At 66.5% G+C, this 16290-nt stretch carries 13 protein-coding genes; 5 read left to right on the plus strand and 8 right to left on the minus strand.

Annotated elements, in window-relative coordinates; translation table 11 throughout:
- Positions 1–49: 49 nt before the first annotated feature.
- Both purD and P0R31_RS29365 read left to right on the plus strand, forming a co-directional pair.
- A complete protein-coding gene (gene purD, locus P0R31_RS29360; RefSeq protein ID WP_275517914.1) occupies positions 50–1333 on the plus strand; it encodes a phosphoribosylamine--glycine ligase in 1284 nt (427 codons plus the stop codon).
- Between the two features lie 202 nt (positions 1334–1535).
- A complete protein-coding gene (locus tag P0R31_RS29365) occupies positions 1536–2438 on the plus strand; it encodes an alpha/beta fold hydrolase (protein ID WP_275517915.1) in 903 nt (300 codons plus the stop codon).
- A 102-nt stretch (positions 2439–2540) separates the two neighbouring features.
- Here the strand turns inward: P0R31_RS29365 and P0R31_RS29370 are convergent, their stop codons facing one another.
- Positions 2541–2999: a nucleoside deaminase gene (locus tag P0R31_RS29370; protein WP_275517916.1), complete on the minus strand. Its 459-nt coding sequence runs from the start codon at positions 2997–2999 to the stop codon at positions 2541–2543.
- Positions 3000–3116: 117 nt separating this feature from the next.
- Here P0R31_RS29370 and P0R31_RS29375 point away from each other — a divergent pair, with 117 nt between their 5' ends.
- Together P0R31_RS29375 and rsmD are read left to right on the plus strand one after the other, a co-directional pair.
- Complete coding sequence (locus P0R31_RS29375; protein WP_275517917.1) at positions 3117–5126, plus strand: pseudouridine synthase; 2010 nt, start codon at positions 3117–3119, stop codon at positions 5124–5126.
- 1 nt (position 5127) lies between these two features.
- Positions 5128–5682, plus strand: a complete 555-nt coding sequence (gene rsmD, locus P0R31_RS29380; protein ID WP_275517918.1) for a 16S rRNA (guanine(966)-N(2))-methyltransferase RsmD — start codon at positions 5128–5130, stop codon at positions 5680–5682.
- Between the two features lie 90 nt (positions 5683–5772).
- Here rsmD and mutL read toward each other — a convergent pair whose 3' ends face one another.
- The gene (gene mutL, locus P0R31_RS29385) at positions 5773–7587 is read right to left on the minus strand and encodes a DNA mismatch repair endonuclease MutL (protein ID WP_275517920.1); all 1815 of its coding nucleotides are present in this window, start codon (positions 7585–7587) and stop codon (positions 5773–5775) included.
- Positions 7588–7904: 317 nt separating this feature from the next.
- Here mutL and P0R31_RS29390 point away from each other — a divergent pair, with 317 nt between their 5' ends.
- Positions 7905–8213 carry a hypothetical protein gene (locus P0R31_RS29390; RefSeq protein WP_275517922.1) on the plus strand — a complete coding sequence of 103 codons (309 nt, stop codon included), beginning with the start codon at positions 7905–7907 and terminating at the stop codon, positions 8211–8213.
- 57 nt (positions 8214–8270) lie between these two features.
- Here the strand turns inward: P0R31_RS29390 and arfB are convergent, their stop codons facing one another.
- The 6 genes from arfB to ileS all read right to left on the minus strand — a co-directional run bounded on the left by arfB (position 8271) and on the right by ileS (position 16104).
- Complete coding sequence (arfB, locus tag P0R31_RS29395) at positions 8271–8687, minus strand: alternative ribosome rescue aminoacyl-tRNA hydrolase ArfB (RefSeq protein ID WP_027575820.1); 417 nt, start codon at positions 8685–8687, stop codon at positions 8271–8273.
- A 118-nt stretch (positions 8688–8805) separates the two neighbouring features.
- Positions 8806–10173 carry a M16 family metallopeptidase gene (locus P0R31_RS29400; protein WP_275517927.1) on the minus strand — a complete coding sequence of 456 codons (1368 nt, stop codon included), beginning with the start codon at positions 10171–10173 and terminating at the stop codon, positions 8806–8808.
- Complete coding sequence (locus P0R31_RS29405) at positions 10170–11564, minus strand: M16 family metallopeptidase (RefSeq protein WP_430516875.1); 1395 nt, start codon at positions 11562–11564, stop codon at positions 10170–10172. The genes P0R31_RS29400 and P0R31_RS29405 overlap by 4 nt, the downstream gene beginning before the upstream one ends.
- A gap of 204 nt (positions 11565–11768) precedes the next feature.
- Positions 11769–12494 (minus strand): hypothetical protein, encoded by a 726-nt coding sequence (locus P0R31_RS29410; RefSeq protein WP_275518032.1) that lies wholly within the window; start codon positions 12492–12494, stop codon positions 11769–11771.
- Between the two features lie 96 nt (positions 12495–12590).
- Positions 12591–13085, minus strand: coding sequence for a signal peptidase II (lspA, locus tag P0R31_RS29415; RefSeq protein ID WP_275517928.1), 495 nt, complete (start codon positions 13083–13085; stop codon positions 12591–12593).
- 10 nt (positions 13086–13095) lie between these two features.
- Complete coding sequence (ileS, locus tag P0R31_RS29420) at positions 13096–16104, minus strand: isoleucine--tRNA ligase (RefSeq protein WP_275517931.1); 3009 nt, start codon at positions 16102–16104, stop codon at positions 13096–13098.
- Between the last annotated feature and the right edge of the window lie 186 nt (positions 16105–16290).

Consider the following 16290-nt stretch of genomic DNA (forward strand, 5'->3'; position numbering starts at 1 on the left):
CGATTCATGCGACCTCCGCCCCAGCCAACCCCCTCATCCTGAGCCCTATATGCACATTCTCCTGCTCGGTTCCGGCGGCCGCGAACATGCTCTGGCGTGGAAGATCGCGGCCTCTCCCCTGGTGACCAAATTCTGGTGCGCGCCCGGCAATGCCGGCATTGCGAAGGAGGCGGAGTGTGTGGCGCTCGATGTCGCCGACCATGCTGCCGTGATCGACTTCTGCAAGAAGAACAAAGTCGAGCTCGTGGTGGTCGGGCCGGAGACGCCGCTCGCGGCCGGCATCGTCGATGATCTCACGGCTAGCGGCATCAAGGCGTTCGGGCCGAGCAAGGCGGCGGCCCAGCTCGAAAGCTCCAAGGGTTTCACCAAGGCGCTGTGCACCGAGTTCGGCATTCCGACCGGCGCCTACAAGCGCTTCACCAATGCCGATGATGCCCGCGCCTATGTGCAGAGCCAGGGCGCGCCGATCGTGGTGAAGGCCGATGGCCTTGCCGCCGGTAAGGGCGTCGTCGTTGCCAAGACCGTGCGCGAGGCCGAGGACGCCATCGCCATGATGTTCGAGGGCGCCTTCGGCGAGGCCGGCACTGAAGTCGTGATCGAGGAGTTTCTGCCGGGCCGCGAGATCAGCTTCTTTGCGTTGTGCGACGGCGAGACGGCGATCCCGCTGGCCTCCGCCCAGGACCACAAGCGCGTGTTCGACCACGATGTCGGCCCGAACACCGGCGGCATGGGCGCCTATTCGCCGACGCCGCTGGTGACGCCCGCCATCCACGACGCGATCATGGCGAAGATCATCCTGCCGACGGTCGCGGGCATGAAGCAGCGCGGCACGCCGTTCCGCGGCGTGCTCTATGCCGGCATCATGCTGACGACGCAGGGGCCAAAGCTGTTCGAGTTCAACGTCCGCTTCGGCGATCCCGAGTGCCAGGTCTTGATGCTGCGCATGATGAGCGACATCGTGCCGGCGCTGCTCGCCGCCTGCGACGGGGAGTTGAAGCACTTTGACCTGCGCTGGTATCCGGAATCCGCCATCACCGTGGTGATGGCCGCGAAGGGCTATCCCGGCGACTACCAGAAGGGCACGCGCATCGGCGGGCTCGAGGAGGCCGCCAAGGTCGACAATGTCGAGATCTTCCACGCCGGTACGGTTGAGAAGGACGGCGCAATCCTCGCCAATGGCGGCCGCGTGCTCAATGTCTGCGCGCTGGGGGCGACCGTGACGGAAGCGCAGGCGCGCGCCTATCAGGCCGTCGACCGCATCGACTGGCCGGACGGCTTCTGCCGCCGCGACATCGGCTGGCAGGCGGTGGAGGCGGAAAAGGCCAAAAACTAGCGCTTCGTTGCGGACGGTGCGCGCGAACGCGCCGGTCCGGAATATCGACGTTCGCGTCACCGCGCCGCCACATCTACACTCCAGAATGTGCAATCAGCAGTTGGGGTTAGCCGCCCCGATGATAATACCGGTACTGTGCATGGGGTTGTTTTCGACACTTTGTCGAGGCCGGCCCCGGACCGACCAACAAGGATGCAACAAGATGTCCGATCTCGCCGACCTCTATCCGGGCTTTGCCGCCGAATGGATCGATACCTCGTTCGGCCGCATCTTCGCCCGCGTCGGTGGCAAGGGCCCGCCGCTGTTGCTGCTGCACGGCTTCTCCGAGACCCACGTGATGTGGCACCAGGTGGCGCCTGAGCTGGCCGAGCACTTCACGCTGATCATCGCCGACCTGCCGGGCTACGGCTGGTCCGACATGCCCGCGAGCGATGCGCTGCATATCCCCTACTCTAAGCGCGCCATGGCGAAAGCCATGGTCGAGGTCATGGAGCGGCTCGGCCACGTGCACTTCGCGCTCGCCGGCCACGACCGCGGCGGCCGCGTCGCGTACCGGCTGGCGCTCGACCATCCCGGCCGGCTGTCGAAGCTCGCGGTGCTCGATATCCTGCCGACCTATGATTACTGGGAGCGGATGAACCGCGCCTACGCGCTGAAGATCTATCACTGGACCTTCCTCGCGCAGCCCTATCCGCTGCCGGAGACGCTGATCGCCAATAGCGGCGAGTTCTTCCTGCGCTACAAGATGGCGAGCCAGACCAGGTCGAAGACGCTGGACGCGATCGACCCGCGCGCGCTCGAGCACTACCTCGCCCCGTTCCGCGATCCCGCCCGCATCCATGCGATGTGCGAGGACTACCGCGCCGGCGCCTATTTCGACTACGACCTCGACAAGGCCGATTTCGAGGCCGGCAAGAAGATCACCATTCCGATGCTGGCGCTGTGGGGCAATGCCGGCATCGCCCAGGCCGCCGCGACGCCGCTCGACACGTGGACACAATGGGCCACCAACGTCGACGGCATGCCGGTGGATTCGGGGCACTTCCTCACCGAGGAGAATCCGGACGTGACCGCGAGGGCGTTGCGGGAGTTCTTTGCGGCTTGATCCATCTCGTCATTGCGAGCGCAGCGAAGCAATCCAGACTGTCTCCGCGGAAAGACCCTGGATTGCTTCGTCGCTTCGCTCCTCGCAATGACGGGGAGGCTCCTACCGCCGCTCCCGAAAGAACGCCTTGAGCAGCCGCGCCGCCTCGCTCTCGCCGACGCCGGAATAGACCTCCGGCGCGTGGTGACAGGTCGGCGAGGCAAAGAAGCGTACGCCGGATTCCACCGCGCCGCCCTTGGGGTCGGCCGCGCCGTAATAGAGCCGCCTCACCCTTGCAAACGAGATCGCGCCCGCACACATGGTGCATGGCTCCAGCGTCACGTAGAGGTCGCAGTCGACCAGCCGCTCGCTGCCGATCTTCGCGGCGGCCGCGCGCAGCGCGATGATCTCGGCATGGCCTGTCGGGTCGTGGTCGGTCAGCGTCCGGTTGGCCGCCGTGGCGATGACCTCGTAGTTGCGGACCACCACGCATCCAATCGGAACTTCGCCCGCTTTTCCGGCATTTTCGGCCGCCAGAAGCGCCAAATCCATGAAAGAAGGGGCTTTCATGCCTCGTATCATCGCCAGAAACCTGCTACTAGCTCCGCCTTCAGCAAGAGTGGATACCGATTTTGCCTGAGCATGCGGCTCGGAACGAGCGCGCACAATGCTCGCGCCACCCCTTAAGTGAGATTAGTCATGCCTCGCGACAGCGACAAAGACAACGATTCCCGCGGCCGGCGAGGCCCGCCGAAGGGCCGGTCCGGCAAGCCGCGCGGGCCTGAGAAGAAATTCGCCAAGCGTGGCTTCGAGGGCAAGGCCAAGGGCGAGCGCGACAGCCGCCCGCCCCGTGGCGACCGTGACAGCCGTCCATACCGCCGCCGCGAAGAGGGCGATGCACCGCGCCGCGATTTCAGTGACCGTCCCCGCTTCAAGCGCGACGACCGCGGCAGCGAGGGCCGCGGCGAGCGCAGCTTCAAGCCGCGCGGCGATCGCCCGTCATTTGGCGGCGACGATCGTCCGCCCCGCAGGGATCGCGACGATGCACGCTCGGCCGGCCGCTCCAGCGACAGGAAGTTCGGCGACAAGAAGCCCTACGCGCCGCGCGGCGACCGTCCAGAGCGCAAGTTCGACGGCGAACGGAAATTTTCGCGGGGCGGGCCGGATCGCGAACGCGACCGTGGGGATCGCCAACGCGACCGTGGGGATCGCGGGCCGCGCGAGGATCGTGGCGACCGAAGCTTCAAGCCGCGCGGAGACCACCCGAATTTCGATCGCGGTGATCGCGCACCGCGCGGGGATCGTCCGCGCAAGAGCTTCGACAAGGATTTCGGCGGCCGCGATCGCGGCGACGAGAAGCCTTGGCGTCAGCGCGACGATCGCCGTGAGGGTGGCCGTGGCGATGAACGTCCGCGTTTCTCTCGTTCGCGCGAAGACCGCGCATCGGGTGACCGCCCGTTCCGCGAGCGGCCGAAATTCGATCGGCCCCGTGACCGCGACAGCGAACGCGGTGACCGTCCGAAGTTCGATCGCCCACGCCAGCGCCCCGAAGGCCGCATGGACTGGCAGGAGCATCCGCGCAACGAGGGCCGCTTCCGCGATCGTCCGCGCCGCGAGAACGAGGACGATAGCAGGATCTTCGAGAAGCGTCCCGCCTTCGGCGGCCGCGGCGCCTATCGCGAGCGCGATCGCGATTTCGAGGGCCGGCCGCGCCGCGACGACGCGCCGAAGCCGAAGAAGGCCGGCGAGCGCATCGCCAAGGTGCTGGCCCGCGCCGGGCTTGCCTCGCGCCGCGACGCCGAGGAGATGGTCACGCAGGGCCGCGTCACCGTGAATGGCCGCGTGATCAACTCGCCCGCGCTCGACATCACCAAGAACGACGTCGTCATGGTCGACGGCAAGCCATTGCCGGAGCGCGAGCGCACGCGGCTGTTTCTCTACCACAAGCCGCGCGGGCTGATGACGACGCATGACGACCCCGAGGGCCGTCCGACCGTGTTCGACAATCTGCCCGAAGGCCTGCCACGGCTGATCAGCATCGGCCGGCTCGACTTCAACACCGAGGGCTTGCTGCTGCTCACGAACGACGGCGGGCTCGCGCGCACGCTCGAGCTGCCCGACACCGGCTGGCTGCGCCGCTACCGCGTCCGCGCCCATGGCGACGTCACCCAGGCGCAGCTCGACGAGCTCAAGAACGGCATCGAGATCGAGGGCGTCAAGTATGGTCCGATCGAGGCCACGCTGGAGCGCGACCAGGGCGCCAATGTCTGGCTGGTGTTCGCGATCCGCGAGGGCAAGAACCGCGAGGTGCGCAATGTCTGCGCCCATCTCGGCCTCGAGGTGAACCGGCTGATCCGCGTCTCCTACGGCCCGTTCCAGCTCGGCGAGATTCCGGAAGGGCAGGTCGAGGAGATCCGCGCGCGCGTGCTGCGCGAGCAGCTCGGCGACAAGGTGATCGAGAAGTCCGGCGCGCAGTTCGACGCGCCCGCGAAATCATCTTCGCGCGCCGACGACGCGACCAGCGAGAAGAAGCCCGCCAGCAAGCGCGCGGTGATCGCCGACCGCAAGGGCCGCCGCGTGGTCGTGCAGCGCACCGGCAGCGAGGAGGCCCGCGAGCGCAACGAGATGGAGGCGAGCGGCTACGGCCCGCCGCGCCGTCCCAAGCGCGGCTATCACGGCAAGCGCGACCTGACGCCGCGGGAGGATTAACTTGCGCGTCGTCGGCGGTCGTTTGAAGGGGCGCAATCTCGCCTCACCGTCCTCGCGCGACATCCGCCCGACGGCGGACCGGTTGCGCGAGTCCGTGTTCAACATCCTCGTGCACGCCTATGACGATCCGATTCCCGACGCGCGCGTGCTCGATCTCTTCGCCGGCACCGGCGCGCTCGGCATCGAGGCGTCGTCTCGCGGCGCTAAGTTCACGCTGTTCGTCGACAATGGCGCGGAGGCGCGTGCGCTGCTCCGCAGCAACGTCGAGGCGCTCGGCCTCGGCGGCGTCACCAAGGTGTATCGCCGCGATGCGACCGATCTCGGCCCCGCGCATCCCGTCGAGCCGTTCTCGCTGGTGTTCCTCGATCCGCCCTATGGCAAGGGCTTTGCCGAGAAGGCGCTCGCGAGCCTGCGAGACGGCGGCTGGCTCACCCCGGGCGCGCTGCTGGTGGTGGAAGAGGCGAAGGCCGCGCAGTTCGTCACGCCGGAAGGATACGAGGAGATGGAGCGGCGTGCGTATGACGATACGGAGTTTGTGTTCTTGAGGACGCCGTAGGATGGGTAGAGCGAAGCGAAACCCATCGTCTCACCGCGTGGGTGGAATTGATGGGTTTCGCTACGCTCTACCCATCCTACAAGGCCGGCGCTACCTCCGCCCGAACAGCTTCTCGACGTCGCTCAGCTTCAGCTCGACATAGGTCGGCCGGCCGTGATTGCACTGGCCGGAGTTCGGGGTGTCCTCCATCTCGCGGAGCAGGGCGTTCATCTCCTCCGGGCGCAGCCGGCGGCCGGCGCGCACCGAGCCGTGGCAGGCCATGGTCGCCGCGACGTGCATCAGGCGGCGTTCGAGCGGCAGCGCCCCGTCCCATTCAGCCATGTGCTCGGCGAGATCGCGCAGGAGGCCGCCGGCATTGGTCTTGCCGAGCAGCGATGGCGTCTCGCGCACCGCGACCGCGCCGGGGCCGAAGGATTCGATGGCAAGGCCGAACGAGGCCAGCTCCTCGCTGCGTTCGAGCAAACGCTCCACCGTCGCCTCGTCCATCTCGACGATCTCAGGGATCAGCAGGATCTGCCGCTGCACGCCATTGGCAGCGAGCGAGGCCTTTAGCCGCTCGTAGACGATGCGCTCATGCGCGGCATGCTGGTCGACGATGATGAGGCCGTCGCGGGTCTGCGAGACGATGTAGGTCTCGTGGATCTGCGTGCGCGCCGCGCCGAGCGGGCGATCGACGAGATCGCCGGCGGGTTGGCTCTCGATCCGCACGTCAGCACTGGGCGCGCCGACGTCGAAGGCAGCCTGCACGCGCTCGGCGAAGGCGGGTGCGGCGGCGCCTTCGAACGACGGCATCGGCGCCACCGGGGCGGCTGGCGAGGCGCGCCAGTCCCAGCCTGCCGGACGGGGCGGCATGAATGCGGGCCGGAACGAGGACAGCGCGCTCTCGCCGCTGTTGGCCGCGGTGCGGCGGCCCTCGCGCGCGAGTGCTTCCTTCAAGCCATGCACGATCAGCGCGCGGACGAGGCCCGCATTGCGGAACCGCACCTCGGTCTTGGCCGGATGCACATTGGCATCGACCTCGCGCGGATCGAGCGTGACGAACAGCGCCAGCACCGGATGGCGGTCGCGCGGCAGATAGTCGGAATAAGCCGCGCGCACGGCGCCCAGGATCAGCTTGTCGCGCACCGGCCGGCCGTTGACGAAGAGATATTGGCCGAGTGCGTTGGCCTTTGTGAGCGCCGGCGCTGCGGCATAGCCGGCGACCACAATCCCCTCGCGCTCGGCATGGACCTCGATGGCGTGGCTGCGGAACTCGGCGCCGAGGATGTCGCCGAGCCGGGTCAGCCGTCCGGCCGCACCGGGCAGCGCCGCGGTCCAGGTCACCGGCGCGCGCTCCTCGCCAGCGAGCGTGAAGGCAATGTCGGGCCGCGCCATCGCGAGGCGCCGTACCACTTCGCGGATGGCTTCCGCCTCGGTGCGGTCCGTCTTCAGAAACTTGAGCCGCGCCGGCGTCGCATAGAAGAGATCGCCAACCTCGACGCGCGTGCCATGCGCCAGCGCCGCCGGCATCATCTCGGACTTCTCGCCGCCCTCGACCGACAGCGCCCAGGCGTGCGGCTCGCTCGCGTGGCGCGTGGTGATGGAGAGGCGCGCCACCGAGCCGATCGAGGGCAGGGCCTCGCCGCGGAATCCGAGGGTGCGGATCTGCAGCAGATCCTCGTCGTCGAGCTTGGAGGTGGCGTGGCGCTCGACGGCGAGCGCGAGGTCCTTCGCGGTCATGCCGCCGCCGTCGTCGGTGATGCCGATTCGCCGCCGCCCGCCGCCGTCGGTGAAGACGTCGATGCGGCTCGCCCCGGCATCGATGGCGTTCTCGACCAGCTCCTTGACCACGCTCGCCGGACGTTCGACCACCTCGCCGGCGGCGATGCGGTTGACGACCTGTTCTGGCAGTTGGCGGACGGGCATGAGGGCTCACTCGGCGAATATTCTCAAGTCTAATGCCGCGCAGCGACAAATGCATGGGGCAGGTCGAGCTTCCCACACCTGAAATGGCGGACATTTTCGGCGCGCCTCGTCCGCTGGGAATGCGTGGCATGTTCCGCGCCGCCGCATATGAGGAGCACAATTCCGCGAAAGCGCCGCGAAAACCCTAAACGATCACCACACGACGCGGCTTGCATCACAGCGCGCCGTTCGAACTCTCTTCGCGATGAACCGTCCGGTGCAGGCGAACGGTGCAGAAGGCAACCGAACGGTTCATCGCCACATTCCAGGAGAAATGGATGAAGTTGGTGAAGACCTCTGCGATCGCTTGCGCTCTCGCGGCCCTCGTTGCAACGCCCGTTCTCGCCCAAGGCACCTCGTCTGGGACGAGGCCTGGCGGCACTGTACAAAGCAAGCCCATGCAAGGCGGCGCGTCAGGCAGCGAGGATGAGGATCTCGGTGCACAGCAGGGCGCAGCCGGCGACAAGGTCGGCATGAAGTCGGGCAAAGGCACGAAGGGGTCCTCGGGAACCACCGGCAGCGCGACGCGCAAGGGCACCGCGGACGATGCGGCGACCGGCGGCGCTGCGGCCGGCAAGCGCTACTGACGCCAGCTCGCGAACGGCAAACCTCCGGTCGCTGGCGCGACCGGAGGTTTTTTCGCATCAATCGTCGAAGCTCCGGCCGCGGCCGGCCTTGATGTCGCTGCGGCGTTTCTTGCCCTCGAGCCGGCGCTGCTTGGAGGCGAAGGTCGGCCGCGTCGCGCGGCGAGGCGTCGGCCGGACCATGGCCTCCTTGAGGATCTCGACGAGTCGGTCGATGGCATCCTGACGGTTGCGCTCCTGGGTGCGAAAGCGCTGGGCGTGGATCACGATCACGCCATCCTTGGTCATGCGCTGGCCGGCAATGCGGGCGAGGCGCAGCGCCGCATCCTCGGGCAAGGTCAGCTTGCGGGTGTCGAAGCGCAGCTGCGCGGAGGTCGCGACCTTGTTGACGTTCTGCCCCCCCGGGCCGGAGGCGCGGACAAAGCCGATCTCGATGTCGTCCTCGTCGATGACGAGATCGCGGGATATCCGCAGCATGCTGGCACCATTCGTGATGTCAGGACATACCGCGGACATCCGTCGTCAGCAATGGCGCTGCCGTGAAACGCAAATGGCCGGGATGGCCCGGCCATTCAGGAAACGTCGAGAAAAGAGATCAGTTCGACTTTGTCGCCGGTGCCGCCGCCGGTTGCACGGCGGCCTGGGGGGCCCGGCCGACGACGACGGTCAGCAGCCCCTGGCCCCAGAGCCGCTTGGCGGCCGCCTTGGCATCGTCCAGCGTCACCGCGTCGACGATGGCATTGCGCTTCTCGATATAGTCGATCGGCAGCTTGTCCTGCTGATATTGCAGCAGCGCCTGTGCCAGCTTGGACGAGGTGTCGAGCGCCAACATCTGCGAGCCCTTAAGGTAGGACTTGGCCTCATCGAGCTCCTTCTGCGTCGGGCCCTCCTCGGCGATGCGGCGCACCTCCTGTTCGATGGCCTCAATGGTGTCGCCGGCACGGTCGGCGCGGGTGCCGGTGTTGCCGATGAAGATCGCCGAGTGCTGCATCCAGAGCAGCGACTCGTACACCGAATAGGCCAGCCCGCGCTTCTCGCGCACCTCGCGATAGAGCCGGGACGACAAGCCGCCGCCGCCGAGGATGTGGTTGACGACATAGGCCGCCATGAAGCTGGGGTCACTCCGCTTCACGCCGGGTCCACCGAAGGTGATCACGGTCTGCGGCACGTCGAGGGTCACGAAGGCGCGTTGTGGCGGCTTTGCAGCCTCGACGTCGGGGACTGGCGTCAGATTGGCCTTGGCGGGCAGGCTGCCGAAGGTGTGGTCGAGCAGCTTGCCGAGCGTGGCCGGATCGACGTCGCCGATGACCGCAATCTTGAGTCCATCCTTGGCGAGGACACGGCCGACATAGTCCTTCATGTCGGCAACCGTGATGTTCGGAATGCTGTCGAGGTTGCCGTTGGTCTGCCGCCCATAGGGATGATCGCCGAAGGCGACCTCCAGGAACTTGCGGCTCGCCAGCGAGGTCGGGTTGGTGGTCTCGCGGCGCAGACTCGAGATGACCTGCGAGCGGATGCGTTCGACATCGGCCGTGGCGAAATGCGGTGAGGTCAGCGCGCTCCTGAGCAGATCGAACGCCTCGTCCTTGTTGTCGCGCAGCATGCGCAGGCTGCCGCGGAGGGTGTCGCGGGTGGCGCTGAAAGAGAGCTCGATGGCGCGGCGGTCGAGCCGTTCATGGAAGGTCTTGGAATCGAGATCGCCTGAGCCTTCGTCGAGGAGGGAGCCGACCAGATTGGCAACGCCCGGCTTGTCCTTGGGGTCCTCCGCCGAGCCGCCCGCGAAGGAATATTCCATCGCAATCAGCGGCACGGTTGCGTCCTGCACGAACCAGGCTTCGATGCCGCCCGGCGAGATCAGGTGCTGGATCTTTGCGGCGGCCTGCGAAGGCGAGGCCGCAGAGAATGCGAGGACCGCGCTGACGGCAACGGAGAATGCAACGCGTCGAAGGAAGGAATAGGTCACGAGCGCTTCTCCTCGCGCTTGGCGGTTGCAGTGTCCTTGATCAGATAGCCGGTCACCGAACGCTTCTTCTCGAGCCATTTCTGCGCAACGGCGCGGACCTGCTCGGCGGTGACGGCGCGGATGCGGTCGGGCCAGCTCCTGATGTCCTCGATCGACAGGCCCGTGGTCAGCGCGCCGCCGTACCAGCGCGCCAGCACCGCCTGGTTGTCCTGGGCGTAGATCGCTTCGGCGATGAGCTGGGTCTTGACGCGCTCCAGATCCTCCGCGCGGATCGGGTTCTGCGCCACGTTGGCGATGACGCCGTCGACCGCCTGTTCCACTTCGGCGAAGCTGACGCCGGGTTTCGGCGCAGCCGAGATCGCGAATTGAGTCGGGTCGAGCGAAATGCTCGAATAGCTGGCGCTGGCGGAGACAGCGAGCGGCTTGTCGACGACGAGGGCGCGGTAGAGATAGGAATTGCTGCCGCTGCCCATCAGCTGCGCCAGCACGTCGAGGGCCGCGCTCTCGCCGGCCGCGGCCGTGGTCGCCGAGGGCACGAGATAATAGCGCCGCATGTTCGGCTGCTCGACGCGCGGGTCGGCCAGCGTGACGGTGCGCGGGGCGGCGGGCTCCGGCTCCTGTGGACGAACGCGCCGCGCCGGGATCGCGGGCTGCGCGGGGATCGAGCCGAAATTGCGCTCGACCAGCGGGCGGATTTCGGTGGCGTCGACGTCGCCGGCGATCACCAGGATCGCGTTGTTCGGCGCATAAAAGCGACGATAGAAGGCGAGCGCATCCTCGCGATCGAGCTTCTCGATCTCCTGATGCCAGCCGATCACCGGCCGCCCATAAGGGTGGTTGAGATAGAGCGCGGCCATGATCTGCTCGTTCAACCGCGCATCCGGATTGTTGGCGACGCGCATGTTGTACTCTTCGAGCACGACGTCGCGCTCGGGCAGCACGTTCTCGTCCTTGAGGACGAGACCCGTCATGCGGTCGGCCTCAAACTCCATCATGGTCGGCAGCTGCTCTTTCGGCACGCGCTGATAGTAGTTGGTGTAGTCGACCGAGGTCGAAGCGTTCTCGTTGCCGCCGACGCGCAGCACGGTCTGGGAGAATTCGCCGGCCGGATGCTTCGCGGTGCCCTTGAACATCAGGTGCTCGAGGAAATGGGCGAGGCCGGACTTGCCGGGCGTCTCGTCGGCCGAGCCGACCTTGTACCAGATCATCTCGGTGACGACGGGGGTGCGGCGATCGGGGATCACGACGACCTGCATGCCGTTGGAAAGCGTGAAGCTGGCGGGCGGAGCCGATGTCACCGTGGTCTGGGCAAGGGTGGCGCTGGCCGAAAGGACACTCGTCGAAAGCAGCGCGGCAAGGAGGCAGGCAGCCGATCGGTAAGAGGACATCATGATCCCTGGTTGTGAGGTGCCGAGCCCGGATCTCCGGCTCGGAGGGCACGGCAGGCTACACCGTGCGGCTGAGGCTTCGCGTCACGAAGCAGAGAACTCAACGCTTAGGCAAGTTACTGATAAGCAATTTTGAACGAGCTGGGCGGACATGCGCCGCCGACCCTCGCTTCGCGTGGGGCAGAATGTCGCGACAGGTCAGGAACGCTATTGCTCCTTCTCCTTGCCCGATCGGACGTCGAAATAGGTCCGCTTCGAATTATCCGGTCCAGCGCCGTAGGCGTAGTTCGGCGACGGGGTCTGATATCCGGGAGGAGGCTCCACCAGCGACTGGCGTGGCGGCTCCGACGTAAACTGCTTCGACTCGGGCCCGTTCCCTTTGAACAGTTTCCACAGCCCGCCGGTATATCCGAGTTCGGCAGGGCTCATCGTCGGATTGGCCACGTTGGTGCCTGGCTGGACCGGGTCATTGCTCGTCCTGTCGGCGGCGGCCGTCCTATGGGCGTTCAACTCAGCGGGCGACAGCGGCTGGGCGTTCTTCCAGTACTCCGTTGCCTTGTTACCGGACTTCTTCCGCTGGGCGATAGCCTCCTTGCGGCGCTTCTCGTCGGGGTCCTTCGGCCAGTTCGGCGCAGCCGCGGCTTCGGCGGCGGCAGGCGGCGGCAGGTCGAGCTTGGGCGGCACGACCAGCGGCGAACGCTCGCGGTATTCGATGCCGGGCTTTTCCATGCTCCGTGCGCCAAGGCCGGTCATCAGATTGTCGATGAGCTTCTCTTCGAAGGTCATGTCGTCGTCGTCATCGTCAGCAGCACGGGCAGCACCGGTCGACATGACGAGGCCGATGCCGAGCGCGACGGCGGACAATTTCAATGCCCGCCAAACCCCCGATTGGGGGTCCCGAACCATCGAACCGCTGGTCTTCGAGCTGCGCATTACCGTACCTGTTTCATATTGTAGCAGATTGCCGCCCACACGCGGCTTGACCCTTGCAAAAGCCGGGTTCCAGCTGCCGGTCCGTATCGGCCGGGATCAGGGCGCTTTTGCGGCGGGTACCCCCAGGAAGGAATCATACAATAGCGCTGCCACCCCAGCAACGATGGCCACGTCCGCGAGGTTAAACACATACCAATTATAGGTATTTCCGGCGATCTCGATGTGGAACAGGGCGAAATCCACCACCGCGCCATAGGCCAGGCGGTCGATGCCGTTGCCGATGGCGCCGCCGATGATCAGGCCGAGCGCGACGGTCGCCAGCGTGGTGTGCGAGCGGGCCATCCAGATCGCCAGCGCAACCACCGCGATCACTTTGACGGCCATCAGCGCAAGCTGCGCGGCCTGGCTGTCGTTCTGGAGCCAGCCGAAGCTAATGCCGATATTCCAGGCCAGCACCAGGTCGAAGAACGGCGTCACCCGCACCGCGCCGCGACGGCCGAGGTCGAACACGTTCAACAGCCAGAGCTTCGAGGCCTGGTCGGCCACGAGCGTGACCATGGCCGCGAGGATGCCGGCGCGGAGCGGGGTCATGGCCGACCGATCAGACGCTCACCCCCAGCGCCTTCCACTCGCGCAGCGCCTTGGCATCGCGCGGGGTGACGTCGGGGTATTCAGGGTCTTCGCCGACCGTCGGCGAAATCTTCCAGGAGCGGGCACATTTGGCGCCGACCGCCTTCTCCACCACGACCGCGACGCCCGGGACGGCATCGAGACGGAAGGCACCTGCCGGCGCCTCGCCCTCACGCACCTCGTAGTTCGAGGTGATGCAGACCTCGGCGAGGTCGGTATCGAACAGCGTCATCAGCATGCCGCGGTCGGCGACATAGATCACCGGTGAGGCCTCAAGCGAGGAGCCGATGTTCTTGGCCGCGCGTTCGAGCTCGAGGGCGCCGGTGACGACGCGGCGGACGTTGCGGATCGCTTCCCATTTGGCGGCGAGCTTGTCGTCGCGGAAGTCTTCGAGATCGGTCGGGAACAGCGTCAGATGCACGGACGGCTCGGCGTCGGGCCGGTACATGCGCCAGGCTTCCTCGGCGGTGAAGCTGAGGATCGGCGCCAGCCATTTCAGGATCGAGGCGCACAACAGGTCGATGGTCGTCAGCGCCGCCTTGCGCGTCAGTGACGAGGGCGGATCGCAATAGAGCGTATCCTTGCGGATGTCGAAGTAGAACGCCGAGAGCTCGCTGTTGAGGAAGGCGGACAGGATCGCGACCACGCTCTTGTAGTCGAACTCCCGATAGGCCTTGCCGATCGCGACGGCACGCACTGCGAGCTCGTGCAGCATCAAGCGTTCCAGCTCGGGCATCTCGGCCGGCGCGACTGCGTCGGACGGCTTGTAGTGATGCAGCGTGCCCAGCATCCAGCGCACGGTGTTGCGCAGCTTGCGATAGGTCTCGACGGTGTTCTTCAGGATCTCGGGGCCGATGCGCTGGTCGTCGGTGTAGTCGCTGGATGCGACCCAGAGTCTCAGGATGTCAGCGCCGGATTCCTTGATGACGGCCTGCGGCTCGATGGTGTTGCCGAGCGACTTCGACATCTTGCGCCCGTCCTCGGCCTGGGTGAAGCCGTGGGTCAGCACGATGTCGTAGGGCGCGCGGCCGCGCGTGCCGCAGCTTTCCAGCAGCGAGGAGTGGAACCAGCCGCGATGCTGGTCCGAGCCTTCCAGATACATCACCGTGTCGGCGCCGCCGTCGACCTTGCGCTTGATGCCCGCGAGCCCGGGAAACTGCACGGGATCTTCCAGCACGAAGGCGTGGGTCGAGCCGGAATCGAACCAGACGTCGAGAATGTCGTCGACCTTCTGCCAGTCTTCGTTCGCGCGGGGCCCGAGGAAGCGCTCGCGCGCGCCCGTCGCGTACCAGGCGTCGGCGCCTTCCTTCTCGAAGGCTTCGCCGATGCGCGCATTGACGGCCTCGTCCTGGAGGATCTCGGCGGAGCCGTCACCCTTCTCGCGCACGAACACGGCGATCGGCACGCCCCAGGCGCGCTGGCGCGAGATTACCCAATCTGGCCGCGCCTCGATCATGCCGTTGATACGGTTCTCGCCCGACGGCGGCACCCATTGCGTCACCGAGATTGCATGCAGCGCGCGGGCGCGCAGCGTGTCGCCGCTCTTCGTCTTGCCGCCCACCGCGATGTCCTTATCCATCGCGATGAACCATTGCGGCGTGTTGCGGAAGATCACCGGCTTCTTGGAACGCCAGGAATGCGGATATTGGTGCTTGAGCCGGCCGCGGGCGAGCAGCATGCCTTTCTCGCCGAGCGCCTTGATCACGGCCTCGTTGGCATCGCCCTTCTCGCCCTTGTCGGTGATGACGCGCTTGCCGGCAAAGCCCGGCGCATGATCGGTGTAGGCGCCGTTCTCGTCGACAGTATAGGGGATCGCGGTGTTGATGCCGCGTGCGTCGAGATCGCGCGCCTCCGCCATCCAGACATCGAAGTCCTCGCGGCCATGACCGGGCGCCGTGTGCACGAAGCCGGTGCCGGTGTCGTCGGTGACATGGTCGCCGGCCAGCAGCGGCACGATGAAGTCGTAGCCGCCGCCGACGCCCTTGAGCGGATGGGCACACTCGATCGCGTCCATGGTGTCGCCGGGGACGTCACGGACCTTCTCATAGGCGGTCACGCGCGCCTGCTTGAAGACGTCTTGCGCGAGCGCGTCGGCGAGGATGAGGAGGTCGCCGTTCCTGGCCCAATTGTCGGCGGGGGCGTCCGTCACCTTGTAGAGGCCATAGGCGATCTTCGGCGAGAACGAGATGGCGCGGTTGCCCGGCAGCGTCCAGGGCGTGGTGGTCCAGATCACGACGCTCGCCGAGGCGAGCGCACCGTGCGCGGGCGAGGTCACCGGGAATTTCACCCAGACCGTATCGGAGGTGTGGTCCTCGTACTCCACCTCGGCTTCGGCCAGCGCGGTCTTCTCGACCACGCTCCACATCACCGGCTTGGAGCCGCGATAGAGCGTGCCATTGGCGGCAAACTTCATCAGCTCGCGCGCGATCTGGGCTTCGGCCGGATAGCTCATGGTGGCGTAGGGATGGTCCCAATCGCCGATCACCCCTAAGCGCTTGAACTCCTCGCGCTGCACGCCGAGCCAGTGCGTGGCATAGGCGCGGCACTCCTTGCGGAAATCGATCATCGCGGCGCTGTCGCGGAAGTCGGGCTTCTGCTTGCCCTTCTTGCGATAGTGCTCCTCCTCGACCTTCCACTCGATCGGCAGGCCGTGACAATCCCAGCCCGGCACGTAGTTGGAATCGAAGCCGAGCATCTGCTGGCTCTTGGTGACGAGGTCCTTCAGGATCTTGTTCAGCGCCGTGCCGATATGGATGTTGCCGTTGGCGTAGGGCGGGCCGTCATGCAGCACGAACTTGGCGCGGCCCTTCGCACTCTGGCGCAGCTTCTCGTAGAGGCCGATCTCGTACCAGCGCTTGAGGATCTCCGGCTCGCGCTGCGGCAGGCCGGCGCGCATCGGGAATTCGGTCTGCGGCAGGAACAGGGTCTTCGAATAGTCTTTGGCTTCAGACTTTGGGGACTTTTGCGGCATTTCGGACATGAGGCTGACTGGCTCGGAAGGGCGCGGGAACGGATGGCGATGCGGAATCGCGGGTGAAACGACGAAATCCCGGTCTTGCGCCGAACCCTCAGGCTCAGGCGGAAGCCGGGCCGCTAATCCCTATGATGCGCCGCGCAAACATGGGCTCTCCATAGCAGGGGGGCGGAGGAAGCGCAAAGGTCCGGG

Source organism: Bradyrhizobium yuanmingense, assembly GCF_029167105.1.
Taxonomy (GTDB): domain Bacteria; phylum Pseudomonadota; class Alphaproteobacteria; order Rhizobiales; family Xanthobacteraceae; genus Bradyrhizobium; species Bradyrhizobium yuanmingense_A.

Bases quoted from the DNA above. Each gene is read 5' to 3' on its own strand.
- purD (WP_275517914.1), top strand. From the start codon at position 50: ATGCACATTCTCCTGCTCGGTTCCGGCGGCCGCGAACATGCTCTGGCG.
- P0R31_RS29390 (WP_275517922.1), top strand. From the start codon at position 7,905: ATGAAGTTGGTGAAGACCTCTGCGATCGCTTGCGCTCTCGCGGCCCTC.
- mutL (WP_275517920.1), bottom strand. From the start codon at position 7,587: ATGCCCGTCCGCCAACTGCCAGAACAGGTCGTCAACCGCATCGCCGCC.
- P0R31_RS29405 (WP_430516875.1), bottom strand. From the start codon at position 11,564: ATGATGTCCTCTTACCGATCGGCTGCCTGCCTCCTTGCCGCGCTGCTT.
- arfB (WP_027575820.1), bottom strand. From the start codon at position 8,687: ATGCTGCGGATATCCCGCGATCTCGTCATCGACGAGGACGACATCGAG.
- ileS (WP_275517931.1), bottom strand. From the start codon at position 16,104: ATGTCCGAAATGCCGCAAAAGTCCCCAAAGTCTGAAGCCAAAGACTAT.
- P0R31_RS29375 (WP_275517917.1), top strand. From the start codon at position 3,117: ATGCCTCGCGACAGCGACAAAGACAACGATTCCCGCGGCCGGCGAGGC.
- P0R31_RS29410 (WP_275518032.1), bottom strand. From the start codon at position 12,494: ATGCGCAGCTCGAAGACCAGCGGTTCGATGGTTCGGGACCCCCAATCG.
- P0R31_RS29365 (WP_275517915.1), top strand. From the start codon at position 1,536: ATGTCCGATCTCGCCGACCTCTATCCGGGCTTTGCCGCCGAATGGATC.
- lspA (WP_275517928.1), bottom strand. From the start codon at position 13,085: ATGACCCCGCTCCGCGCCGGCATCCTCGCGGCCATGGTCACGCTCGTG.
- P0R31_RS29370 (WP_275517916.1), bottom strand. From the start codon at position 2,999: ATGATACGAGGCATGAAAGCCCCTTCTTTCATGGATTTGGCGCTTCTG.